The sequence below is a fragment of the Salinispora pacifica DSM 45544 genome (assembly GCF_000378845.1).
GTDB lineage: Bacteria > Actinomycetota > Actinomycetes > Mycobacteriales > Micromonosporaceae > Micromonospora > Micromonospora pacifica.
The window spans coordinates 2139484-2163671 of the sequence record NZ_KB905359.1 but is presented as its reverse complement, the minus strand read 5'-3'; the positions used below and the strand labels follow the sequence as shown (position 1 = coordinate 2163671).

Below are 24188 nucleotides of genomic sequence, written 5' to 3'. Positions count from 1 at the left end.
TGGAGGGCAACCCCAATATCAAGTTTGGCTTGACGGCGCACGAATGACACACGTGTAATTTGACTGGGGTTGTTCGCGAAGCACTGCATTTCGGTACCGGACGGACAGCACGCCTTTCGCGTGGGGGGTTGCAGCGGCGATGACGCCGGTGCGCGACAAGGAGGCATTGAATGGACGGCCAGCTCGAGGCGGCCGACCTGCTCGGAAACGAGCCGGAGTGGCAGGAGCGGGCACTCTGCTCGCAGACCGATCCGGAGGCGTTCTTCCCCGAGAAGGGCGGCTCGACCCGTGAGGCAAAGCGGATCTGCTCGCGCTGCGAGGTCAAGACCGAGTGCCTCGAATACGCGCTCGGTCACGACGAACGGTTCGGTATCTGGGGCGGTCTCTCGGAGCGGGAGCGCCGCCGGCTCAAGCGGCGTGCCGCCTGACAACAGGTTGGATCCGGGGTAGTGGGGGCTGCCCCGGACCGCCGCCGTGGCCCCGCTCGGTCCAGCTTCTGCCGCCGGGCTCAGGCCAACTCATCCGGGTCGGCTCCGAGTAGGTTCGCCACCTGTTCGATGATCACGTCATGGACGAGGTCGGCCAGGTCCTCACGGTCCATCGCCCGAAACTCGAGCGGCCGGCGGTAGAGGACGATCCGTGGCGGCATCTCCTGCCGGCCCGGTCGCCCCAGCAGCAGGCGGGCGAGGGGCACAGCGCCGTCCTCGAGCACGTCCGAGTCGTAGACATTCAGCTCCGGCGGCACATCCTCCACCGCGAACTCGACGCCGGCCAGTTCCTTGGCGAATCGCCGTTCGAGCGTCTCCACCGTGTCCAGCACCAGTTCATCGAAGACCTCGGCCTTTGTTCGGGCCAGCGGCACCGTCGCCGGCACCAGACGGCCGCGCAGGCCACGTCCATGACGGTCGCGGCGGGTGCGTCGGCCGGTACCGGGGCGGCGGTGTTCCGGGCTTCCCATGCGCCCAGGGTAGTCTCCGGTCGGTGCTGTCCCACGGCAGCCGGGGCGCACTGGCGCGCCGGATCCGAACGGCTGAAATGTGATCACCAAGACGGGCGTGTCGGGTCGCGAACCGGTGCGCGGGAGCCGGTAATGGAGATACCCTGCCGCGGTGAGGTCACCACGGCGCTGCACCCGAAACGGCTGCCCCCGGCAAGCAGTCGCCACATTGACCTATGTCTACCACGAGTCCACCGCCGTGGTGGGGCCGTTGGCTGCTTTCGCCGAGCCGCACACGTATGACCTCTGTGAGCCGCATGCGCGCAGTCTGACCGCGCCACGGGGCTGGGATGTCGTCCGGCACGAGGGGGAGTTCGAGCCGCCGCCGCCCACCACCGACGACCTGGTCGCTCTCGCCGAGGCGGTCCGCGAGGCAGCCCGCCCGGTAGCCCCTCGACCCCCGGAGGGCGGCTCCGACCCGGGGGCCGCGGCGCCATCCACCGGGCGTCGCGGTCACCTCCGCGTGATTCCTCCCAGTCACTGACCGCGGCCACCGGCGGTCGGCGGATGCGATCCAGACCATCCCCGGCGATGAAGAGTGTCGTTTTTCGGCGTCCCGCTGATCCGGTCGTACCGGTGGGGCAGCCCGACAGCAGCGTCACCCGATCTGTCGTGGGCGACCTGGCCCGCCCGGCAGGTCGTTGTCGCGGCGGGCAAGGGTGGAGCGAAGGAGGAAACGCAGGCCCTCCGGGGCCTCCAGGGAGAATCCGCTGCCCCGGCCGGGGACGACGTCGATCGTGAGCTTCGTGTGCTGCCAGAGGTCCCACTGGGCGCGCGAGATCCAGAACTCGACTGGCTCTGGCACGCCGTCCACCACCAGCGCGGCCAGCCGAATGTCCGACGAGCCGGTGCGGAACTCGCCGGCGGGGTAGCACATGGGTGCGCTGCCGTCACAGCAGCCACCGGACTGGTGGAACATCAGCGGTCCGTGCTGCCCCCGCAGCGACCGGATCAGCTCGGCCGCTGCGGGGGTCACGGCTACCAGGTCGCGCATCAGAAGAAGCCCAACTTCTTCGGGGCGTAGCTGACCAGCAGGTTCTTGGTTTGCTGGTAGTGGTCCAGCATCATCTTGTGGTTCTCCCGGCCGATTCCGGACTGCTTGTACCCGCCGAACGCGGCGTGTGCGGGGTACGCGTGGTAGCAGTTGGTCCAGACGCGGCCTGCCTGGATAGCCCGTCCTGCCCGGTACGCCGTGTTGATGTCCCGAGTCCAGACGCCGGCACCGAGTCCGTACAGGGTGTCGTTGGCGATCTTTACCGCGTCGTCGAGGTCGGCGAAGGAGGTCACCGACACCACCGGGCCGAAGATCTCCTCCTGGAAGATTCGCATCGAGTTGCTGCCCTCGAAAATCGTTGGCTCGACGTAGTACCCACCGGCGAGCTCGCCGTCCAGCTGCGCCCGTGCCCCACCGGTCAGCACCCGGGCGCCTTCCTGCCGGCCGATGTCCAGATAGGAAAGAATCTTCTCGAGTTGGTCGTTGGACGCCTGCGCGCCGACCATGGTCGTGCTGTCCAACGGGTGCCCCGGCCTGATCTCCCGGGTTCGCGCGACGGCCGCCGCCAGGAAGTCGGCGTAGTGGCCCTGCTGGATCAGCGCCCGCGACGGGCAGGTGCAGACCTCGCCCTGGTTCAGGGCGAACATGGTGAAACCCTCGAGCGCCTTGTCGCGGAAGTCGTCCGACGCGGCGCTGACGTCGTCGAAGAAGATGTTCGGACTCTTGCCACCCAGCTCCAGGGTGACCGGCTTGATGTTCTCACTGGCGTACTGCATGATCAGCCGCCCGGTCGTGGTCTCGCCGGTGAACGCCACCTTGGCCACCCGCGGCGAGGAGGCCAGCGGCCGGCCCGCCTCGACCCCGAAACCGTTGACGACGTTGACCACACCCGGCGGCAGCAGGTCAGCCACCAGGGACAGCAGATAGTGGATCGACGCGGGCGTCTGCTCGGCGGGCTTGAGTACCACCGCGTTACCGGCGGCGAGTGCCGGGGCGAGCTTCCAGGTCGCCATCAGCAGCGGGAAGTTCCACGGGATGATCTGCCCGACCACACCGAGCGGCTCGTGGAAGTGGTACGCGACGGTGTCATCGTCGATTTCGGCGAGGGAGCCCTCCTGCGCCCGGATCACGCCGGCGAAGTAGCGGAAGTGGTCGATCGCGAGCGGGATGTCGGCGGCGAGTGTCTCGCGGATCGGCTTGCCGTTCTCCCAGGTCTCCGCGATCGCCAGGGCCTGCAGGTGCTCCTGCATCCGATCGGCGACCTGGTTGAGCACCAGGGCGCGGTCGGCGGCCGGGGTGCGGCCCCAGGCCCCGGCGGCGCCGTGCGCGGCGTCGAGGGCCCGCTCCACGTCCTCGGCGGTGCCCCGGGCCACCTCGCAGAAGGGCTGCCCGGTCACGGGGCTCGGGTTCTCGAAGTACCGCCCGCCATGCGGCTTGACGTACTCGCCACCGATGAAGTGGTCGTAGCGGGACTGCCAGTGGGTGGGCGTGTCGTAACGCGTCATGAGTACCTCCGCCGTCAACGAGGAGTGGGACGGCATCGAACCTAGGTAGCTCGACGTTGCAGCGACGTTGCACGCGGGAAGCCGTACTCCCGGGCGAGCTGGCGGGCCCGCGCCAGGGCGAGCGGCCGACGCGGGGCGCCCGGCGGCAGTGCCCGCGCCAAGGCCTCCCAGGCGGTCAGGTCGTCGGTGCCGGCGGGGGTCGCGGTCCAGGAGACGAGCAGTGCCGGATCCGCGGCCGCCAACACGGCCGCACGAAGTTGCCCGTCGACCAGCCGGCGCAGTCGGGCCACTCCCGGCGCATCCGAGCCGGGCAACAGGCTCCCGGAGTACGCGGCGATCCCACCCGCCGGGTCGCCCCGTTCCAGCCGGTCGGTGACGGTACGGAAGTCGGCGCGTACCCGGCAGCGCAGTCGGTACGGACGGGAGTCGAGCAACTCCGGGCCGAGTACCCGGCGCAGCCGGGACAGCTCGGCCCGGAGGGTGACGGGGTGCAGCCGGTCCTCGCCATACAGATCGAGGGCGAGCTGTTCCCCGGTGCGCCCCTCCGGGTGCTCCACCAGCAACACCAGCAGTTCGCTGTGCCGCCGGCCCAGCCGAATCCGGCGGCCACCAACCCGTAGCTGGGCCTCGTCCCGGCCGAGCGCGGTCACCTGCACCACGTCCGGCTCGACCTGGGTCATCCCGGCCAGGAACGCCTCGGCGGCCCGGGCGGTGGCCCGGACCAGGGCCAGGCTCTGCGGAGTGGCGAGGTGATCACCGCCGGTGATGTCGACCGCCCCGAGCATTCGACCGGTGGCCGGATCATGGATCGGCGCGGCGGCACAGGTCCAGCGCTGGGCGCGGCGGTTGAAGTGCTCGGTGGCGAAGATCTGCACGCTGTGGTCCAAGGCGAGAGCGGTGCCGGGTGCGTTGGTGCCCGCGTGCGTCTCATCCCAGCGGGCCCCGGGCACGAAGTTCATCTGTTCGGCTCGGCGCAGCACCCCCGGGTGCCCCTCCACCCAGAGCAGCCGGCCGTGGGTGTCGCAGACCGCCATCAGGTGTGCGCCGTCCTGGGCGATCCCACCGAGCAGGTCTCGGAAGATCGGCAGCACCGGGGCCAGCGGGTGCCCGGCCCGGTAGCTCTCCAGCATGTCGTCAACGAGGTCAACGGGCGGGGTGCCCTCCGGGTCCAGTGGCATCGACCGTTCCCACGACCGGCGTACCACCTCCCGCACCCGCTGCGGCGTCGCCCCGGTGAGAAAGGCCGTGTGGGCGGCACCCACCTGCGCGATCCGCTCCGCCGGATCGACGCCGATTTCCAGGGCGAGCCACGGGTCAGCCATCGGCGACCTCCTGGCGCCCATCGTGACCCAGCTCATCCCGGATCGCCAAGTGGTGTGTCGTCTACGCTGCAAGATGTGGAGTCCGTAGCCTTCTATGTCGCCTCTCGCCCCGCCCACGGTGAGCAGGAGCTGACCGTGCGCCATCCGTACGACGGCCGGGTTGTCGGGCGGACCACCTTCGCCACCGGTGACCAGGTCGAGGCCGCCGTCGCGGCGGCAGCCGCGGTGGCCCCGACGGCCGCGACCCTCCCCGCCTACCGGCGCGCGGCGGCTCTGGAGCATGTCTCCCGGCGGCTCGCCGAGCGGGCCGACGAGGTGGCGGCACTGATCACCGCCGAGAACGGCAAGCCGGTGCGGTGGGCACGCGCCGAGCTGGGGCGGTCGGTCGAGACGTTCCGGTGGGCCGCCGAGGAGGCCCGGCGCTACTCCGGTGAGCTGCAGCGCCTGGATACCGACCCGGCCGCCGGCGGCCGGTTGGCTCTGGTCCGGCGGGCGCCACGGGGCCCCGTGCTGGGGATCTCCCCGTTCAATTTTCCGTTGAACCTGGTGGCGCATAAGGTTGCGCCGGCGATCGCGGTCGGCGCACCGATCGTCGTCAAACCGGCCCCGGCCACTCCGCTGTCCGCGCTGCTCCTCGGGGAGCTGCTGGCCGAGACCGACCTGCCGGAGGGCATGTTCTCGGTGCTGCCGCTCCCCAACGAGCAGGCCGCCGGCCTCGTCGCCGACCCGCGGCTGCCGGTGGTGTCGTTCACCGGCTCCGGCCCGGTCGGCGCGGCTATCCGCCGTTCGGTACCGGAGAAACACGTCACCCTGGAGCTGGGCGGCAACGCGGCCGTGGTGATCTGCGAGGACTGGAGCACGGAGGAGGATCTGACCCACGCCGCGCAGCGGATCGCGACGTTCTCGAACTACCAGGCCGGCCAGTCCTGCATCGCGGTGCAGCGGGTCTACGTGCACGAGTGGCTCTACGACGGATTCCTGCCCCGGCTGGTCGCGGCGGTGCGGGCGTTGCGCACGGGTGATCCCTCGTCCGAGCTGACCGAGGTCGGTCCGCTGGTCTCGGAGGCAGCCGCCCGCCGGGTCGAGGAGTGGGTGGACGAGGCGGTCGCGGCGGGCGCCACCGTCGAGGTCGGTGGGCGCCGGGTCGGGGCCGCGTTCCCGCCCACGGTGCTGTCCGGGGTGCCGAGGGACGCCAAGGTCAGTGTTGAGGAGGTGTTCGGACCAGTGCTGGTGATCGCCCGGGCGAGCACCGACGACGCCGCGTTCGCCGCGGTCAACGACTCGGCGTACGGCTTGCAGGCGGGCGTTTTCACCCACCGGCTGGACACCGCGTTCCGGGCCGGGCAGGTGCTGGAGGTGGGTGGGGTGATCGTCGGGGACGTGCCGTCGTACCGGGCCGACCAGATGCCGTACGGCGGGGTGAAGGCCTCCGGCGTCGGGCGGGAGGGGGTCCGTAGTGCGATGGACGACTACACCGAACCCCGGGTTTTGGTCCTCACCGATACCGCCGGCTAGGTCTGCGCCGGCTTGGTCGGGCCGCCGCCGGTCGGGCGTGGCCGCGTCGGGCCGTCAGCCCCCGGGACGCGGGACGCCGGCGGGCCAAGCGTCAGTTGTTCGCGGTAGTAGCCTGGCCGGCGAACCCGGCAGCTCACCCCTACCTCGACGGCCTCCGGGCGGATCAGTTGCGGGTACGGGTCAACGCCGGGGGCAGGTGGCTTCCGGTGGAGCTCTCCGCCGGCCCGGGAGGACCGGTCGGTGCCCGCCGGCGGCAGCCAGCCCCCTGCTGGGTTCGGGTATTCCGGCCCCGGTCAGTCGCCGGCCCCCGGGCGTCCGGCGACGCCGGGCCGGTACGGCAGCTCAGCTACGCGGCGACCGAGCCCGGGGCGCTACGGCGGCGCCGACGTCGGACGACCGTACCCGGTTCATCCCGGGCTGCCGGACTGAGCTGGGTACTGCCAGCTCTTCGGCTGGGCCGGAGCGATCGTCCGCGCTCCGATACGCTCAGGCCGTTGACGACCGCCAGCGCGAGGAGCGGAGCACGGTGACTGACCTGTCCCAGATCGTGAAGGCCTACGACGTGCGTGGGGTGGTGCCGCACCAGTGGGACGAGCAGGTCGCGGAGGCACTTGGCGCCGCCTTCGCCCAGGTTCTCAACACCGGCGGGGAGCCCGGCGACGCGGTGCTGATCGCGCACGACATGCGGGACAGCGGCCCCAGGCTCGCGGCGGCCTTCGCCACCGGCGTCCGGGGCGCCGGCCGGGGGGTCATTGAGCTGGGCCTGGCCTCGACCGACATGCTGTACTACGCCTCCGGGTCGCTTGACCTGCCGGGGGCGATGTTCACGGCGAGCCACAATCCGGCCGAGTACAACGGCATCAAGATGTGCCGCTCGGGAGCGCGTCCGATCGGGCAGGACAGCGGCCTGGCCGAGATCCGGGCGCGGGCCCAGGCGCTGCTGGACGAGGGTGCGGCCCAGCCGGTGGGTGCGGCGAGCGCGCCGGTCCAGCAGCGCGATTTACTCGCGGACTACGCGGCGTACCTGCGCAAGCTGGTTGACCTGACCCGGATTCGACCGCTGAAGGTCGTGGTGGATGCCGGTAACGGCATGGGCGGCTACACGGTCCCGACGGTGCTCGGCGATGCCGCGCTGGCCGCGTTGCCGCTCGAGATTGTGCCGCTCTACTTCGAGCTGGACGGCACCTTCCCCAACCACGAGGCGAACCCGCTGGACCCGAAGAACCTGGTCGACCTGCAACGGGCAGTGCGGGCCGGGGGTGCGGACATCGGTCTGGCCTTCGACGGCGACGCGGACCGCTGCTTTGTGGTCGACGAGCGTGGGGAGCCGGTGTCACCGTCGGCGATCACCGCGCTGGTCGCCGCGCGGGAGCTGGCCAAGCACCCCGGCTCGACGGTTATCCACAATCTGATCACCTCGGCTGCCGTGCCGGAGATCATCCGGGAGAACGGTGGGCAACCGGTCCGGTCCCGGGTCGGGCACTCGTTCATCAAGGCCGAGATGGCCCGGACCAACGCCATCTTCGGCGGCGAGCACTCCGCGCACTACTACTTTCGGGACTTCTGGTTCGCCGACACCGGGATGCTCGCCGCGATGCACACCCTGGCGGCGCTGGGTGAGCAGTCGTTGCCGTTGTCGGTGCTGGCCGGAGAGTACGAGCGGTACGTCGCCTCCGGTGAGATCAACTCGACCGTCGAAGACCAGGCGGCGCGGGTGGCTGAGGTGCGGGCCGCCTACCCGGACGCGGAGGTTGACGAGACCGACGGCCTCACTCTGCGTTTCGCCGACCGCGCCTGGTTCAACCTACGGGCCTCCAACACCGAACCGTTGCTGCGACTCAACGTCGAAGCCCCGACCCGGGAACGCATGGCCTCGCTCCGCGATGCGGTGCTCGACCGGGTTCGCCGATAACATCCCGTGCGCCCGGTCGGCGCCACCGACCGATAACCCAGAGGTGGAAGGAGCCGCGCCGTGGCCCTGGATCCGCAGTTGCTGGATATTCTCGCCTGCCCGGACACACATCACGCCCCACTCGACTATGACGCCGGGGCGCAGACGCTCACCTGTACCGAGTGCGGCCGGATCTTCGAGGTCCGCGACGATGTGCCGGTGCTCCTACTGGATGAGGCGCGCGGCGGCCCGGCGGAGCGGTCGTGATCGACGGTACGGCTGGCGTCAGTGGCCACCGGGACGTCGACGAGGCCCGGCTGGACGATCGGAACGCGCTCGCCGAGCGGGACCCCGGTGGGATGCTGCGGCATATCGCATCCGGTGGGGCACAGGTCCGCGAGTCGGCCGCCCTCGCCGCCGAGGCCAACCTGTCGGTGCTGGCCGACGAGGGCCGTCCGCGCGCGGTGGTGATCGCGGGCATCGGCACGGCCGGGCGGACCGGTGACGTGCTGGCGACGGTCGCCGGGCCACGCTGCCCGGTGCCGGTGATCCCACATCGCAGTGCCGGCGTGCCCGGCTGGGTGGGCGCCGCCGATGTGGTGATCGCGGTCAGCGCCTCCGGCCGTAGCCCGGAGGCGCTCGGTGCGGCCGAGGCGGCTCACCGGCGGGGTGCCCGCCTGGTCGCGGTCGGTGCCCCGGATTCCCGGCTACAGTCGGTCGCGGAGCGGGCCCGAGCGCCGTTCATCCCGGTACCCCGACGGGCCCCGGCACGAGCGAGTCTCTGGGCGCTGACCGTGCCGGTGCTGCTGGCTGCCCGGATGCTCGGTCTGGTCAAGGTCAACGAGGCGGATCTGGCGGAGACCGCCGCCCGCCTGGACGCCGAGGCTGACCGGTGTCGGCCGTCCGCAGAGTCTTTCGTCAATCCGGCCAAGTCCCTCGCGCTGGGTCTGGCCGGCTCGATTCCGATCGTCTGGGGGTCGTCGCCCCTGGCCACCGTCGCGGCCCGCCGTTTCGGCGACACGCTTTCGGCGAATGCCCGGTACCCGGTTGTCTCCGGGGCGCTCGGCGAGGCCGGGCGCGGCCGGGTCGGCCTACTCGACGGGGTCTTCGGCGGGCTGGTTGAGGGAGAACGGGACATCTTCGCCGATCCTGACCTGACGGCGGCGGTGGGGACTCGGCTGCGGCTGGTGCTGCTGCGCGACGGCGGTCTCAACCCGGAAGACGACGCCGACGAGCCGCTCGCGGTGGAGGAGCGGCGTGCCGACGCGGTCCAGACCCTCGCCGAGCGGCGGGGGGTGCGCGTTGACGTGGTCACCGCCGAAGGCGGATCGGCGCTGGAACGGCTCGCCTCGCTGGTCGCGGTGCCAGACTTCGCCTCGATCTATCTCGCCCTGGCGCACGGACTGGATCCGATGGCCGTTCCCGCGGTCACCGAAATGAAGGAATTGGCCAATCAGTGAGCGTAGGTAGGGTCGCCACGGCCCAGCGAAGCGGGGCCGGGACGTGAGCGCCGGTGGCGGGACCCGGGCAATCATCGCCGCGCTGTTGGCCAACACGGGTATCGCGGTAACAAAGTTCGTCGCATTCCTGCTGACCGGCTCGTCGTCGATGTTGGCCGAATCGATCCACTCGGTCGCGGACGCCGGCAATCAGGGCCTGCTGCTGCTCGGCGGGCGGCGGGCAAAGCGTGCCGCCACCCCACAGCACCCGTTCGGGTACGGCCGGGAACGCTACATCTATGCGTTCATCGTGGCCATCGTGCTGTTCAGCGTTGGTGGTCTTTTCGCTCTGTACGAGGCGTACCACAAGTGGTCGCACCCGGAGGGTATCGAAAGCTGGCAGTGGGTTCCGGTCGTTGTCCTGGTGAGCGCTATCGTCATGGAGACGTTCTCCTTTCGGACCGCGATCCAGGAGTCGAACCGGGTCCGGGGAAAGCAGTCCTGGGTGCGGTTCGTCCGGCGGGCGAAGGCGCCCGAGCTGCCGGTGGTGCTCCTGGAGGACCTGGGTGCGCTGGTCGGTCTGATCTTCGCGCTCTTCGGGGTCGGCATGACCCTGGTCACCAACGATGGCCGGTGGGACGCCGCCGGTACCGCGATGATCGGTGTCCTGCTGGTGGTGATCGCGGTCATCCTCGCCATCGAGACCAAGAGCCTGCTCCTCGGCGAGGGCGCCGAGGAGCATGAGGTCCAGGCAATCGAGCAGGCGATGACCGCCGGTCGCGAGGTGGAGCGAATCATCCACATGAAGACGCTCTATCTCGGCCCCGAGGAGCTCATGGTGGCGGCGAAGATCGCCGTTACCGCGGTCGGCAGTGCCGAGGAGCTGGCTCGGGATATCAACGCGGTGGAGGCAAGGGTCCGCGCCGCCGTGCCGATCGCTCGCGTGATCTATCTGGAGCCGGACGTCTTTGTCGCGTCTGGTGTTGAGCGGACCGTAAGTGAACCCGGCGAGAACGTCGGGCTGTCTGGGGGTTGACCCATGGAATTGTTGTACGGGCCGATCCGAAACTATGCCTGGGGCTCTCGCTCGGCGATCGCCACCCTTCAGGGGCGGCCCACGCCGAGTCCGGAGCCGGAGGCGGAGCTGTGGTTGGGTGCGCATCCCGGCGCACCGGCCAGCGTGGACCGGGACGGGGCCCGGGTCAGTCTGGTCGAGTTGTTGTCGGCCGAACCGGGGCACTGGCTGGGCCAGCAGGTCGTTGATCGGTTCGGCGTTCGGCTGCCGTTCCTGCTCAAGGTCCTCGCCGCCGACGCGCCGCTCAGTCTTCAGGCTCATCCCGATCCGGAGCAGGCCCACGCTGGCCACGCCGCTGATGCCGCCCGGGAGGCGGGGCAGCGCAACTACGTTGACCCGTTCCACAAGCCGGAGCTGCTGGTGGCGCTGACCCCGATGGAGGCGCTCTGCGGGTTCCGCGCTCCGGCGGAGTCCGCGGAGGTGCTCGCCGCCTTCGGCGTACCGTCGCTGGATCCGGTGGTGGCCGCCCTGCGGACGGGCGCGGCGGGTCTCGCCGACGCGGTGCGTCTCCTGCTGACCTTCCCCACCGATCAGCGTGCTGGGCTGGTGGCGGCGGTGGCGTCGGCGGCGTTGGACACTCCGGACGCGCGGCTGGCCCGGTCGCTCGCCGACAGCTACCCGGGTGATCCCGGTGTGCTGGTGGCGCTGCTGCTCAACTGGGTGCGGATCGCGCCGGGGGAGGCGATCTGGATGCCGGCCGGGAACCTGCACGCGTACCTGCGCGGCACCGGCGTGGAGATCATGGCGGCGAGCGACAACGTGCTGCGCGGGGGGCTGACGCCGAAGCGGATCGACGTCGATGAACTGTTGCGGGTGCTGCGGTTCGAGGTGTTGGACGATCCGGTGGTGCGGGCGGTGCCGGTCGCGCCGGGTGTGGTCTGCTGGCCGGTACCGGTGGACGACTTCGCGTTGCACCAGGTCCAGGTGGGCTCGGATCGGGCGGAGGTTACGGTGCCGCTGGTCGGGCCGCGGGTGGTGCTCTGCAGTGCCGGCGCCCTCATCGTGGACGACGGTGCCGGGTCGGTGGAGCTGGGGCCGGGGCAGGCCGCGGTGAGCCCGGCTGCCGCCGGTGACCTGCGGATCGCGGGTACGGGTGAGGCGTACGTGGCGAGCTCTGGGCTGCGCTGAGCTTTACCCCCAGCAACTCGCAAGTCCGATTTTTCCGGAATAGCTTGACTTGCCGGGGATGACGGTGCGACTCTTTGAGCGCAGCGTTCTCGCGACGACGGTCGCGGGGCGTGTGGGGAACCAAACCGGGGGGATGTGCGGGGCGGTCGGACCAGGGGCGGAGCGTTCGTCCCGGGGCCGGCCGCCTCGTGCGCTGTCCGGGGAGGGGCGCGGTCGGCCGGTACGCGCGCGTAAGGTGTTTATCGCGCTGCACATCGTCGACAGGAGTACTTCATGACCAGCACCCTTCCGGCGTCCGCCAGCGGGACGTCCCAGCCCACCACCGTCTCCGACGGTGACTACAAGGTTGCGGACCTGTCGCTTGCTGAGTTTGGGCGCAAGGAGATTCGGCTCGCCGAGCATGAGATGCCGGGGCTGATGGCGCTTCGGCAGGAGTTTGGGCAGTCGCGGCCGTTGGCTGGTGCGCGGATTTCGGGTTCACTGCACATGACGGTGCAGACGGCCGTGTTGATCGAGACGTTGGTCGTGTTGGGAGCACGGGTCCGATGGGCGTCGTGCAACATCTTCTCCACCCAGGATCATGCCGCTGCCGCGGTGGTGGTGGGTCCGGAGGGCTCCGCGGAGGCGCCGGCGGGTGTGCCGGTCTTCGCCTGGAAGGGCGAGTCGCTGGAGGAGTACTGGTGGTGCACCGAGCAGGCGTTGACCTGGCCGGGTGACGAGGGTCCGAACATGATCCTCGACGACGGTGGCGACGCCACGCTGCTGGTGCACAAGGGCGTGGAGTTCGAGCGGGCCGGTGCGGTGCCGGCGGCGGGCGCCAATGACAGTGAAGAATTCACCATGGTCCTGGACCTGCTGCGTCGGTCGCTGGAGCGCGACAGCGGAAAGTGGACCCGGTTGGCGAGCGGCATCCGTGGCGTGACGGAGGAGACGACCACGGGTGTGCATCGCCTGTATGAGATGCACCGGGCGGGCTCACTGCTGTTCCCGGCGATCAATGTCAATGACGCGGTGACGAAGAGCAAGTTCGACAACCGGTACGGGTGTCGGCATTCGTTGGTCGACGGGATCAACCGGGCCACCGATGTGTTGATCGGTGGCAAGGTCGCGGTGGTCATCGGCTACGGCGACGTGGGTAAGGGGTGCGCGGAATCGCTGCGCGGCCAGGGAGCCCGCGTGGTGGTGGCTGAGATCGACCCGATCTGTGCGCTCCAGGCGGCGATGGATGGTTACCAGGTCGCCACGGTGGAAGACGTGGTGGAGACCGCCGATATCTTCATCACGGCGACCGGTTGCTTCGATGTGATTACCAACGAGCACATGGCGCGGATGAAGCACCAGGCGATCGTCGGTAACATCGGGCACTTCGACAATGAGATCGACATGGCGGGGCTGGCGCGTCGGACGGATGTGACGCGAGAGAACATCAAGCCGCAGGTGGATGTGTGGCGGTTCGATGACGGGCACGCGGTGATCGTGCTCTCGGAGGGGCGGCTGCTGAACCTGGGCAATGCGACCGGCCACCCGTCGTTCGTGATGTCCAACAGCTTCGCCGACCAGACGATCGCTCAGATCGAGCTGTTCACGAAGACCGACGAGTACCCGACGGGCGTGTACGTGCTGCCGAAGCACCTGGACGAGAAGGTCGCGCGGCTGCACCTGGACGCGCTGGGCGCGCGGCTGTCAACGTTGACGAAGGAGCAGGCGGCGTACCTCGGGGTGCAGCAGGAGGGTCCGTTCAAGCCGGACCACTACCGCTACTGAGGCGCGACGCCCGGCACGGTTAATTATCTCGTGTGTTGGCCGACCCCCGCCCGACCGGGCGGGGGTCGGCCAGCCCGGGGCGGCCGCTGCTCTCGCCGCCTCCCGAGCGGGCTCGGCTACCCGCCGCCAGCCGGGTGAGCACCGGGATTACACGTTCGGTACTGGCGTCGGTGGGCGCATCCAGGGATCATGGTGGCAGGCTGGTCCGATCAGCCGACCGCGCGGCCGACAGTGACGTCCGGGCCGCAGGGTGCTGGGTAACGGCGGCCGACGGCATCGGTGCCAGCGGACGTGGATCCCGCCACGGAGGCGGACGTGGATCCCATGACGGAGATGGGGATGGAAGATTAATCCCATGAGAGCTCGGGTACTGGTGGTTGACGACGACCCCGCCCTCGCCGAGATGCTGGGCATTGTCCTGCGCAGCGAGGGCTTCCTGCCTTCGTTCGTTGCCGACGGCGAACGTGCCCTGGCTGCGTTCCGGGAGAACCGGCCGGACATCGTGCTGCTCGACCTCATGCTGCCGGGCATGAGTGGCATTGACGTGGCCCGGTCGATCCGGGGTGAGTCGGGTGTACCGATCGTCATGCTGACTGCCAAGAGCGACACGGTTGATGTCGTCCTGGGGCTGGAGTCCGGGGCGGACGACTACGTGGTGAAGCCCTTCAAGCCGAAGGAACTGGTGGCCCGGATGCGGGCCCGGCTACGCCGGGGCGAGGATGCCGCCCCCGAACTGCTCACCATTGGTCCCCCGGGCAACCAGATCACCATTGACGTGCCGGCGCATACCGTCAGCCGGAACGGCGAGGAGGTGAAGCTGACGCCGTTGGAGTTCGACCTACTGGTCGCGCTCGCCCGCAAGCCACGGCAGGTCTTCACCCGGGAGGTCTTGTTGGAGCAGGTCTGGGGATACCGGCACGCTGCCGACACCCGCCTGGTCAACGTGCATGTCCAGCGGCTCCGGGCCAAGATCGAGCCAGATCCGGAGCGCCCGGAAATCATCCTCACCGTGCGCGGCGTGGGCTACAAGGCGGGTACCGGATAACCTGGCCACACTGTGGCCAACTCCCTGGTTTCCGACCCCACCACGAACGGCTCCCCGCGCCGCCTCGGCGCCGGGGAGCTGTGGCGTGCCGTGGGCGGGTGGGGCGCCCGGCTGGCCAGCGGGCTGCACCAGGGCTGGCGGCGCTCGTTGCAGGTGCGGGTGGTAACCATCACGCTCCTCGCCTCCAGCCTGCTGGTTGGTGGCTTCGCCTACCTCATCGCAGACAAGATCACTAACATCCTGCTGGAGAACGCCGAAGCCGATGTGCAGGACCGGCTGAACAGCGGTGCGGCGTACGCGGCCAAACAGCTCGGGCTCTACCACAAGCCAGAAGAGGCGCAGTTCCAGGAGACCGTTGACGGGACGGTGAACTACCTGGCCGGCGGCGGCCCCCAGCAGGCGACCGGGGTGGTGGTCGCCCTGATCGCGGACAACGCCGAGGGAGTGATCCAACCCCGAACCGCCCCGGCGGTGAACAACTTCGGTTCGTTGATCAGCCCGGAGCTGCGCGCCACCGTTGCCGCGGGTGAGGTCGCCAGTCAGATCAGCACCGGCCGACTCGGTGAGACCGATACGAAGTATCTGGCCTACGGCTCGCCGGTGCCGACCCAGTTCGGTCAGGTCGAGCTCTACTACCTCGTTCCGTTGACCCGGCAGGACGAGACCGCCGCCGATGCCCGGGCGACCGTGGTCGGGACCGGTGTCGCCCTGGTAGTGCTGCTTGGGCTGCTCGCCGCCCTGGTGACCCGGCTGGTGGTGACGCCGGTCCGGGTGGCCGCCCGGACCGCGCAACGCCTCTCCGCCGGCCTGCTCGACCAGCGGATGGCGGTAAACGGCGAGGACGATCTGGCGCTGCTCGCCGAGTCCTTCAACCAGATGGCGACCAACCTGCAACGGCAGATCCTCCGGTTGGAGGAGATGTCGCGGCTGCAACGCCGCTTCACCTCGGATGTCTCGCACGAGCTGCGGACTCCGTTGACCACGGTCCGGATGGCCGCAGACCTGATCTTCGCCGAGCGGGATGAGTTCGACCCGGCCGTGGCCCGGAGCGCCGAGTTGCTCCAGACGGAGCTGGACCGGTTCGAGGAACTGCTGACCGACCTGCTGGAGATCAGTCGATTCGACGCCGGCTTCGCCGCGCTGGACGCCGAACCCACCGACCTGGTGCCGGTCGTACACCGGGTGGTGGGTCGGCTGGCCGGCCTCGCCGAGCGGGTCGGGGTCACTGTCGAGCTGGATCTGCCGGGTAACCCGGTCATCGCCGAGGTCGACCCGCGTCGCGTCGAGCGGGTGCTGCGCAACCTGGTCGGCAACGCCGTCGAGCACGGCGAGGGTAAACCGGTGCGCATCACCCTGGGAGTGGACGACACCGCGGTGGCGGTCACTGTGCGCGACCGTGGGTTGGGGCTCAAACCCGGGGAGGAGAAGTTGATTTTCAACCGGTTCTGGCGGGCCGACCCGTCGCGGGCCCGACAGACCGGGGGCACCGGGTTGGGCCTGTCGATCAGCCTGGAGGACGCTCGGCTGCACCGCGGGTGGCTGGAGGCGTGGGGCGCGCCAGGGCAGGGGGCCCAGTTCCGGCTCACCCTGCCGGCGCGGGCCGGCGACCGGCTGACCTCCTCGCCGCTGCGACTGGTTCCCGCCGACGTGCGGCTGCCGTGTGGTGGCCCACGCGAGGGCGGCCTGCTCGCCATTGGTCCGGGCAGCGCGGGGGCGCTGGCGGTCGGTCCCGCACCGACCGATGGCGCGGAGGCCCGGCCGTGAGCCGCCAGGTGCTCGCCGGCCTACTCGGTGGCGTTCTCCTCGTCACCGCGGCCGGTTGCGGGATCCCGGGGGAGACCGAGGTGCGCATCGAGGGCCCCGGTCCGGCGGCCGAGACGGGCGCGAGCAGCGGGGGCAGGCACGAGCCGCCGTCTCGTACCGCGGCCGACCGCCGGGAAGAGTTCGTCGACAACTTCCTCGCCGCCGCAGCCGGGGAGCCGGGTGGGGCCTACGACCGGGTTAGTGAGTTCGTCGTTCCCGAGGATCGAGCCCGGTTGCCGCGGAAAGAGGGGAGCGAGGTCGCGCTGACCGTGGTGCGGCTGCTGGAGGAGCCGGTGATCGTCCCCGGGCCGGAGGAGATCCAGGTCACCCTCACGGTGCAGCAGGTCGGGCAGCTGACCGCCGACGGGGTGCTGGCGCCACCGGAGGCCACCCCGGCGACGTACGAATTCGGCCTGCGCCCGTTCGCGCCGGAGGGTGGGGACGACGTTGAGTGGTATGTGACGAATCCACCGAACGTGCTCCTGCTCAGCATCGAGGCGCTGCAGCAGTACTACACGCCCTGGACGATCTACTTCTGGAGTTCGGACCGGCTGCGCCTGGTGCCGGACCAGCGCTATCTGGCGCGCGCCGTGCCCGAGGACCGGCTGGTCAGCGAGGTCGTTCGGTGGCTGGTCGGTGGCCACTCCACCTGGCTGAAGCGGGCGATCAGCGGGTTGCCAGACGGTACCAATTTGATCAACAACGCCACCCGGACGGACGACCGCTGGGAGGTCAACCTCGACATGGCCGGTACGGACAGAACCTGGCTGAACCTGCTCGCCACCCAGCTTGTGTGGTCGCTGCCGGAGCTGACCGGGCAGCTCGAGCTGAAGATCCGCAACCAGTCGCAGGTGATCATCAAGGATGTGGGGGAGCACCGGAGGCTGAATCCGGTGTATCAGGTCAACCCCATCGCGGAGCCCTTCTGCGTCTACGAGGGGGCGATCCGATCCCTCGGCCCGACAGCTGAGCCGGTGACGACGGACGCGAACGACAAGGTGCTCTCGGCCGGTATCAGCTACTCCGGGCAACGCATCCTCGCGGCACTCGCGGTTGATGCCGGGGACGGGCGGCAGCGACTCGCGGTCGAGGTCGGATCCGCCCCCCTCACCTCGTTCACCGTGAGTCAGGAGACGTTCCAGACGGTGGCTCGTCCGGTCTGGCTGCGTTCGGCGCAACCGCAGCGGCCGGTTGGCCTGGTCGTCGCCGATGGCCAGCTGTACCGCTTTGACGAGGCGGCCAAGCTGGAGCCGGTGCAGCTGAGCCTCGGGGGCGTGACAGCGGTGGCCGGTGCCCTGGAGGGACATCGACTCGCGATCGTCAGCGAAGGTGAGCTCTACCTGGCCGCGGTGAGCCACGATGGGGACACCCTCGCCGTCGGGCCGCCCCGCCGGACCCACACCTCCCTCAGCGGGCTCACCGCAGTCGACTGGTACGGCGAGAACAGTCTGGTGGTGGCCGGTTCGAAGGGCGGCAAACGAGTGCTCTACGAGGTCGGAGTGGATGGGTCCCGGGAGACCAAGCTGCATGTCACCGGCGCCATCGTGACGCATCTGGCGGCGTACCCGGCGCATCCGGAGGCCCCGTACGGCATGGTGATGTATGAGGCCAACGATGTGGCGTACCAGGGCTTTCCGTTCAAGCGGATCACCCCGGACCAGGTACGGGACCTCACGCCGAACGACGCGCAGACCAGCGACCCGTCCGCGCCCCTCCTGCTCTTCTGATCAGTGATGCGGGGCCTTGGTCAAGTCGTCCAGGACCTCGGCGCACTGGTGCTGCCGGTGGAGTGCGCCGGATGTCGGGACCGGCGACCCGGGCTGCGGCACGGTGTCTGCCCGGAGTGCGTCGCGGCGCTGGGCGACCTGCGTCCGCGGCCGGTACGCCCGACACCGGCTCCGGAGGGGCTGCCGCCCTGCGTGGCACTCGGCCCCTACACGGGCCCGCTGCGCGAGGTGCTGCTCGCGTACAAGGACCATGGCCGGCACGGGCTGGCTCGGCCGTTGGGCGCGCTGCTCGCCGAGGTGGTGGCGGTCGCGGTCGGCCCGGTGCGCCCGGTGTTGTTGGTGCCGGTGCCCGACACCCCGGCTGCGGCGCGGGCCCGGTACGGCGATCACCTCAGCCGGTTGGCCCGGCACTGCGCGGACCGGTTGCGGCGGGCCGGCTGGCCGGTCGAGGTCCGTTCCGCGGTGCGGGCGCTGCCCCGGCCGGACTCGGTGACGTTGGACAGCGCGGGCCGGGCGGCGTCGGCCGCCGCGGCGTTTCGGACCCGGCGCCGGTGGCGGCCGATGTCGGCGGGTGCGGCGCTGGTTGTCGTGGACGACATCGTCACCACCGGCTCGACGCTCGCCGCGGTGAGCCGGGTGCTGACCGCGACTGGCCGGGTGCCCTCGGTTGCGGCGGTGCTTGCGGCGACCGAGCGGAGGCGCCGGTAACCGGCCGTAATTTTCTTCTCCCCTGGTGAACGATTCACGAAAAATCCTGGACTGTCCTGAAAACCAGGGGTGACGGTCGGCCGAACAGGAGTTAGCGTTCTGCTGTCGGGGGAAGTAGGAGTTCTCCCACCTCCCGGCGGTGAAGGGAGGCGTAGCCGCACTGACCGGTCGACGCTGAGAGTGGGACCGTCCCGAGGGCGCGACCGGGGTACCGCAGTAACGACCATCCGAACGAGGGAGGTCACGTGGACATCGTGGTCAAGGGCCGGAACGTCGAAGTTCCAGATCATTTCCGGGTGCACGTAGCGGAGAAGCTCGCCAAGATCGAACGCTACGATCACAAGATCATCCGGGTCGATGTCGAGCTGTTCCATGAGCGCAATCCGCGTCAGGCGGACCACTGCCAGCGGGTGGAGATCACCTGCGTTTCGCGGGGCCCGGTGATGCGGGCCGAGGCGGGCACGAGCGACTTCTACAGCGCGCTCGACGCGGCCATTGCCCGACTGGACGCCCGGATGCGCCGGGCGGCCGACCGCCGTCGGGTCCACCACGGCCGGCACGCCCCCATCTCCGTCGCCGCCGCCACCGCCGGCCTTCCGGTGACCGACCTCGTCGCCGGGCCCCTGTCCGCCGACGCCGCCACGTCGACGGCGGTTGCCGAGCGGGCCGAGGAGGAGCGCGACGACCAGCCGTGGCACATCGCCCGGGAGAAGGTCCACCCTGCCGAGCCGATGACCATTGACGATGCCCTGTTCCAAATGGAGCTGGTCGGGCACGACTTCTACCTGTTCCAGGACAAAGAGTCCGGGCGGCCCAGCGTCGTCTATCGGCGGCATGCCTACGACTACGGGATCATCTCCCTGGCCGTCTGACGCCCCAGGTCCGGGCCGAGCGCACCGGTGACCGGCCCGGGCCCGGGCCGGTCACCGGCTCAGCGTGCTCCGGTTGCCCTGGGTCAGGTCACCCGGGAGCAGGCCGAAGAGCGTGCTGTCCCGCCGCGGCCCGTCGCCGGCGGGGAAGCGCCCGCGTACCCGGCCCTCCCGGTGGAACCCGGCCCGTTCCAACACCCGCTCCGAGGCGATATTGCCGGCGTGGGTGTCCGCCCAGATCCGGCCGAGTCGGACCTCGGTGAATCCCCACTCGGCGAGCAGCCGGACCGCACGGCTGGCGTACCCGAGTCCGCGCCAGGCCGGCAGCAGGCCGTAGCCGACCATGCCCTGTCGGAACTGCGGATGGTCCAGGACCAGTTGGCAGATGCCGGCGGTGGCCCCGCTGCTCGCGTCGATGATGACCAGGTTCGCGACCTGGTCCCGCAGCCATTGGGACTGCACCTCCCGGCAGTTCCGTTCGATGTCCGCCCGCCGCGGCGGCTCCGGCGGCACCAGGACGGCGACCGTCTCGGGCTGGGTGTGCAGGTGGTACATGGCCTTCGCGTGCTGCGGGCCGCGCGGCCGGAGCTCCACCACGCCGTCGGTGAGCCGGCCGTCGGGTAGGTCCGGCAGCAACCGCGGAACCGGCCCCGGGGGGTCGTCGGCGAGCCGCGCCCAGGTGAGGAGATCAGCCCGCTCGCCGTCCCGGCCGCGGCTCGCCAACCGGCGTACGCCCTCGGGGCGGAAGCCGGCGGCCAGCGCCACCCGCTGGCTGGCGATGTTCTCCGGGACGGTGAGGAGCTCCAGCCGACGGATCCCGCTGGCGAACGCCCGGTCGGCGAGGGTCTGGGTCGCCGCAGTGGCGACGCCGCGTCCCCGCGCCCACGGGGCGACCCAGTAACCGATCGCCGCCTCCTGGCGGCTGGGGGCCGGGTCGTTCAACCCGACCGTGCCGAGGAGCCGATCCGTTTCGCGATCCGTGATGGCATACGCGGCCCCACCGCCGGCCCAGGCCGCGGGCGCCCCTTCGGTGATCCACCACCGGGCGTCCGCCTCGGTGTACGGCGACGGCAGCGCTGGCAGGAACTGCTGGACCAGCGGGTCGGAGCAGGCGGCCACGGTGTCGGGGATGTCCCCGAGGTGGGGCAGACGCAGCCTGATCCCGGGCCCGTCGATGGTCTCCGGGGTCATGCCGCCTCCGGCCCGGGCGCGGTGTCGATCGGTCCGGACCCGGTCTCGATCCGCCCCGGCCCGGTCTCGGTTCCGGCCGGCCGCGCCACGGGGAGGTCTCCCTCCAGGTCATTGATCTCGACTCGTCTCACCCGAGCCATCGTGCCGGACCGTTCGCCCACGGCGTAACCGGATTAGTCCGCCCGCTCGAACCGAGTGCGTTATGTCCGCTTCGGCGGAGTGGACCCCGCCACCAGTGACCATCGCCGCGATGGAGCGCCTACGATGGGTCGAGACTGTCTAGGGGAGCGTTGATCCGTGTCGATTCTGGAAAAGGTCCTCCGTGCGGGCGAGGGGCGCCTGGTGCGCCGGCTCAAGGCGATCGCCGCCGCCGTCAACTCCATCGAGGACGACTACGTCAACCTCACCGACGACGAGCTGCGGGAGATGACCGCGCAGTTCCGGGAGCGGCTGGCGGACGGCGAGACCCTCGATGACCTGTTGCCCGAGGCCTTCGCGGTCTGTCGCGAGGGCGCAGCCCGCGTGCTTGGTCAGCGCCCGTACGACGTCCAGGTGATGGGTGGCGCGGCGCTGCACTTCGGCAACATCGCCGAGATGAAGACCGGTGAGGGGAAGACCCTCACCTCGGTCATGCCGGTCTACCTCAACGCGCTCTCCGGCGAGGGCGTGCACGTGATCACGGTCAACGACTACCTGGCCGAGCGGGACGCCGCCTGGATGGGCCGGGTACACGAGTTCCTCGGGCTCACCGTCGGCGTCGTGTTGCCCAACCGGCCCGCCGCGGAGCACCGCGCCGCCTACGAGTGCGACATCACCTACGGCACCAACAATGAGTTCGGCTTCGACTACCTGCGCGACAACATGGCGTGGTCGAAGGAGGACCTGGTCCAGCGGGGCCACAACTTCGCCGTCGTGGACGAGGTCGACTCGATCCTGATCGACGAGGCCCGCACCCCGCTGATCATTTCCGGCCCGGCCGAACACTCCGCCCGCTGGTACGGCGAGTTCGCCGCGGTGGTCGCCCGCCTCCAGGCGGGCAAGGAGGGTGAGGGCGACTACGAGGTCGACCGGGCCAAGCGCACGGTCGCGGTGACGGAGCGGGGAGTCGGCAAGGTCGAGGACCGGCTCGGCATCGACAACCTCTACGAGTCGGTCAACACGCCGCTGGTCGGTTACCTGAACAACGCGATCAAGGCGAAGGAGCTCTTCAAGCGGGACAAGGACTACATCGTCAGCGAGGGCGAGGTCCTGATCGTTGACGAGTTCACCGGCCGCATCCTGCACGGGCGCCGCTACAACGAGGGCATGCACCAGGCGATCGAGGCCAAGGAGGGGGTGGAGATCAAGCAGGAGAACCAGACCCTGGCCACCATCACCCTCCAGAACTACTTCCGTCTCTACGCGAAGCTCGCCGGGATGACCGGTACCGCCCAGACCGAGGCGGGCGAGTTCAACAAGGTCTACAAGGTTGGGGTGGTGACCATCCCCACACACCGGCCGATGGTCCGGGAGGACCGCTCCGACGTCATCTACAAGACCGAGAAGGCCAAGTTCAACGCGGTCGTCGAAGACATCGTCGAACGGCACCAGGCCGGTCAGCCGGTGCTCGTCGGCACGGTCTCGGTGGAGAATTCCGAAATTCTCTCCCAGCTCCTACGCCATCGGGGCATTCCGCATTCGGTGCTGAACGCGAAGTTCCACGCGCGCGAGGCGGAGATCGTGGCCCAGGCGGGGCGTAAGGGTGCGGTCACCGTCGCCACCAACATGGCCGGCCGCGGCACCGACATCCTGCTCGGCGGTAACCCAGAGTTCCTCGCCGCCAACGAGCTGCGCCAGCGTGGGCTCGACCCGGCCGAGCACGAGGAGGAGTACGCCAAGGCGATGGAGGAGGTCCTGCCCACCTGGAAGCAGGCCTGCGACGCCGAGGCGGAGGAGGTCTCCGCCGCCGGCGGCCTCTACGTACTGGGCACTGAGCGGCACGAGTCCCGGCGCATCGACAACCAGCTGCGCGGTCGGTCGGGTCGCCAGGGCGACCCGGGTGAGTCCCGTTTCTACCTGTCGCTGCAGGACGAGTTGATGAAGCGCTTCCGTTCCGGCGCCGTCGAGGCGGTCATGGAGCGCTTCAACATCCCGGAGGACGTGCCCATCGAGTCCAAGATGGTCACCCGCCAGATCAAGACCGCGCAGGCGCAGATCGAGTCCCAGAACGCCGAGATCCGCAAGAACGTCCTCAAGTACGACGAGGTCATGAACAAGCAGCGGCAGGTCATCTACGCTGAGCGGCTTCGGGTGCTCAACGGCGAGGACCTGTCGGACCAGGTCCGGAACATGATCGACGATGTCGTCGAGGCGTACGTCCGGGGCGCCACCGCCGAGGGCTACGCCGAGGACTGGGATTTCGAGCAGCTCTGGTCCAGCCTCAAGCAGCTCTACCCGGTGGGCATCACCATCGAGGAGCTGGAGGAGGAGGCGGGCGGAAGCCGGGCGAGCATCGATGTCGACTTCCTGCTCAGCCGGCTCAAGGAGGACGCGCACGCCGCGTACGGCCGGCGCGAGGAGCAGCTCGGCACGGAGGGTGTCCGCCAGCTGGAGCGGATGGTCCTGCTCCAGGTGATCGACCGCAAGTGGCGTGAGCACCTCTACGAGATGGACTACCTCCAGGAGGGCATCAGTCTTCGGGCCTACGCCCAGCGGGACCCGGTGGTGGAGTACCAGCGCGAGGGCTTCGACATGTTCGCCACCATGATGGATGGCATCAAGGAGGAGACGGTCGGCTTCCTCTACAACCTGGAGGTGCAGGTCCAGGAGCCGGAGCCGGCGGCAGACGAGGTCAAGCTCCTGGAGAAGCCGGTCGAGGTTCGGGCCAAGGGTCTCGGTCGTGCGCCACAGCAGCAGGGCCTGCAATACTCCGCGCCGACCATCGACGGGGAAGCCGGGCGCGGCTCGGTCGCCGTCGAGCAGGCCGACGAGCCGGCGCCGCGGAAGGGCCGGCCCGCCAGGACCGCTCCGGCCGCCCCCGGGCAGAGCGCACCCACTGCCCCACAACGGCCGGGCAGCGGTACGCCTGGCCACGCGGTCGCCGCTGGCACTGCCCGCCGGGCGGCACCTGGGCAGGCCGAGGGCGGCAACGGTCCGTCGCGAAACGCGCCGTGTCCGTGTGGCTCGGGCCGTAAGTACAAGCGCTGTCACGGCTCGCCCAACGGCGGCGCCTGACC

The 24188-nt window shown here is 70.0% G+C and carries 21 protein-coding genes; 15 read left to right on the top strand and 6 right to left on the bottom strand.

The window, feature by feature from the left end; genetic code table 11:
* Positions 1-170: 170 nt before the first annotated feature.
* A complete protein-coding gene (locus tag SALPAC3_RS0109695; RefSeq protein WP_018218664.1) occupies positions 171-428 on the top strand; it encodes a WhiB family transcriptional regulator in 258 nt (85 codons plus the stop codon).
* Positions 429-508: 80 nt separating this feature from the next.
* Here SALPAC3_RS0109695 and SALPAC3_RS0109690 read toward each other — a convergent pair whose 3' ends face one another.
* On the bottom strand, positions 509-958 hold the full coding sequence (locus SALPAC3_RS0109690; protein ID WP_018810780.1) for a metallopeptidase family protein: 450 nt from the start codon (positions 956-958) through the stop codon (positions 509-511).
* A gap of 151 nt (positions 959-1109) precedes the next feature.
* Here SALPAC3_RS0109690 and SALPAC3_RS0109685 point away from each other — a divergent pair, with 151 nt between their 5' ends.
* Complete coding sequence (locus SALPAC3_RS0109685; protein ID WP_026185399.1) at positions 1110-1481, top strand: DUF3499 domain-containing protein; 372 nt, start codon at positions 1110-1112, stop codon at positions 1479-1481.
* A gap of 114 nt (positions 1482-1595) precedes the next feature.
* Here SALPAC3_RS0109685 and SALPAC3_RS0109680 read toward each other — a convergent pair whose 3' ends face one another.
* Genes SALPAC3_RS0109680 through SALPAC3_RS0109670 form a run of 3 tightly spaced genes read right to left on the bottom strand, consistent with a single transcriptional unit; the run spans position 1596 to position 4818 of the window.
* Positions 1596-1991, bottom strand: coding sequence for a DUF779 domain-containing protein (locus SALPAC3_RS0109680; protein ID WP_018221040.1), 396 nt, complete (start codon positions 1989-1991; stop codon positions 1596-1598).
* The gene (exaC, locus tag SALPAC3_RS0109675) at positions 1991-3496 is read right to left on the bottom strand and encodes an acetaldehyde dehydrogenase ExaC (RefSeq protein WP_018221039.1); all 1506 of its coding nucleotides are present in this window, start codon (positions 3494-3496) and stop codon (positions 1991-1993) included. The genes SALPAC3_RS0109680 and exaC overlap by 1 nt, the downstream gene beginning before the upstream one ends.
* A gap of 41 nt (positions 3497-3537) precedes the next feature.
* Positions 3538-4818: a GAF domain-containing protein gene (locus SALPAC3_RS0109670; protein WP_018221038.1), complete on the bottom strand. Its 1281-nt coding sequence runs from the start codon at positions 4816-4818 to the stop codon at positions 3538-3540.
* Positions 4819-4893: 75 nt separating this feature from the next.
* Here SALPAC3_RS0109670 and SALPAC3_RS0109665 point away from each other — a divergent pair, with 75 nt between their 5' ends.
* The 12 genes from SALPAC3_RS0109665 to hpf all read left to right on the top strand — a co-directional run bounded on the left by SALPAC3_RS0109665 (position 4894) and on the right by hpf (position 19785).
* Positions 4894-6333 carry an aldehyde dehydrogenase family protein gene (locus tag SALPAC3_RS0109665; protein WP_018221037.1) on the top strand — a complete coding sequence of 480 codons (1440 nt, stop codon included), beginning with the start codon at positions 4894-4896 and terminating at the stop codon, positions 6331-6333.
* 526 nt (positions 6334-6859) lie between these two features.
* Complete coding sequence (locus SALPAC3_RS0109660) at positions 6860-8245, top strand: phosphomannomutase/phosphoglucomutase (RefSeq protein ID WP_018221036.1); 1386 nt, start codon at positions 6860-6862, stop codon at positions 8243-8245.
* A gap of 60 nt (positions 8246-8305) precedes the next feature.
* The gene (locus SALPAC3_RS0109655) at positions 8306-8491 is read left to right on the top strand and encodes a Trm112 family protein (protein ID WP_018221035.1); all 186 of its coding nucleotides are present in this window, start codon (positions 8306-8308) and stop codon (positions 8489-8491) included.
* Entirely contained in the window at positions 8488-9684 is a 1197-nt protein-coding gene (locus SALPAC3_RS0109650) for an SIS domain-containing protein (RefSeq protein ID WP_018221034.1), read from the top strand. Before SALPAC3_RS0109655 ends, SALPAC3_RS0109650 begins: the two co-directional genes overlap by 4 nt.
* A gap of 43 nt (positions 9685-9727) precedes the next feature.
* On the top strand, positions 9728-10699 hold the full coding sequence (locus tag SALPAC3_RS0109645; RefSeq protein ID WP_018221033.1) for a cation diffusion facilitator family transporter: 972 nt from the start codon (positions 9728-9730) through the stop codon (positions 10697-10699).
* Between the two features lie 3 nt (positions 10700-10702).
* Positions 10703-11866 carry a mannose-6-phosphate isomerase, class I gene (gene manA, locus SALPAC3_RS0109640; protein WP_018221032.1) on the top strand — a complete coding sequence of 388 codons (1164 nt, stop codon included), beginning with the start codon at positions 10703-10705 and terminating at the stop codon, positions 11864-11866.
* A 273-nt stretch (positions 11867-12139) separates the two neighbouring features.
* Positions 12140-13630: an adenosylhomocysteinase gene (gene ahcY / locus SALPAC3_RS0109635; protein ID WP_018221031.1), complete on the top strand. Its 1491-nt coding sequence runs from the start codon at positions 12140-12142 to the stop codon at positions 13628-13630.
* Between the two features lie 355 nt (positions 13631-13985).
* A complete protein-coding gene (gene mtrA, locus SALPAC3_RS0109630; RefSeq protein WP_011904877.1) occupies positions 13986-14675 on the top strand; it encodes an MtrAB system response regulator MtrA in 690 nt (229 codons plus the stop codon).
* A 12-nt stretch (positions 14676-14687) separates the two neighbouring features.
* Entirely contained in the window at positions 14688-16439 is a 1752-nt protein-coding gene (mtrB, locus tag SALPAC3_RS0109625) for an MtrAB system histidine kinase MtrB (protein ID WP_018221030.1), read from the top strand.
* Positions 16436-18205 carry an LpqB family beta-propeller domain-containing protein gene (locus tag SALPAC3_RS0109620; RefSeq protein WP_018221029.1) on the top strand — a complete coding sequence of 590 codons (1770 nt, stop codon included), beginning with the start codon at positions 16436-16438 and terminating at the stop codon, positions 18203-18205. Before mtrB ends, SALPAC3_RS0109620 begins: the two co-directional genes overlap by 4 nt.
* A gap of 6 nt (positions 18206-18211) precedes the next feature.
* Positions 18212-18913 (top strand): ComF family protein, encoded by a 702-nt coding sequence (locus SALPAC3_RS0109615; protein ID WP_018221028.1) that lies wholly within the window; start codon positions 18212-18214, stop codon positions 18911-18913.
* Positions 18914-19158: 245 nt separating this feature from the next.
* Positions 19159-19785, top strand: coding sequence for a ribosome hibernation-promoting factor, HPF/YfiA family (hpf, locus tag SALPAC3_RS0109610; RefSeq protein WP_018221027.1), 627 nt, complete (start codon positions 19159-19161; stop codon positions 19783-19785).
* Between the two features lie 51 nt (positions 19786-19836).
* Here the strand turns inward: hpf and SALPAC3_RS0109605 are convergent, their stop codons facing one another.
* Positions 19837-20973: a GNAT family N-acetyltransferase gene (locus SALPAC3_RS0109605; protein ID WP_018221026.1), complete on the bottom strand. Its 1137-nt coding sequence runs from the start codon at positions 20971-20973 to the stop codon at positions 19837-19839.
* Positions 20970-21104 carry a hypothetical protein gene (locus SALPAC3_RS29060; protein WP_269744939.1) on the bottom strand — a complete coding sequence of 45 codons (135 nt, stop codon included), beginning with the start codon at positions 21102-21104 and terminating at the stop codon, positions 20970-20972. The genes SALPAC3_RS0109605 and SALPAC3_RS29060 overlap by 4 nt, the downstream gene beginning before the upstream one ends.
* A gap of 166 nt (positions 21105-21270) precedes the next feature.
* Between SALPAC3_RS29060 and secA the strand changes: the two genes are divergently transcribed.
* The gene (gene secA / locus SALPAC3_RS0109595) at positions 21271-24186 is read left to right on the top strand and encodes a preprotein translocase subunit SecA (protein ID WP_018221024.1); all 2916 of its coding nucleotides are present in this window, start codon (positions 21271-21273) and stop codon (positions 24184-24186) included.
* Positions 24187-24188 lie beyond the last annotated feature (2 nt).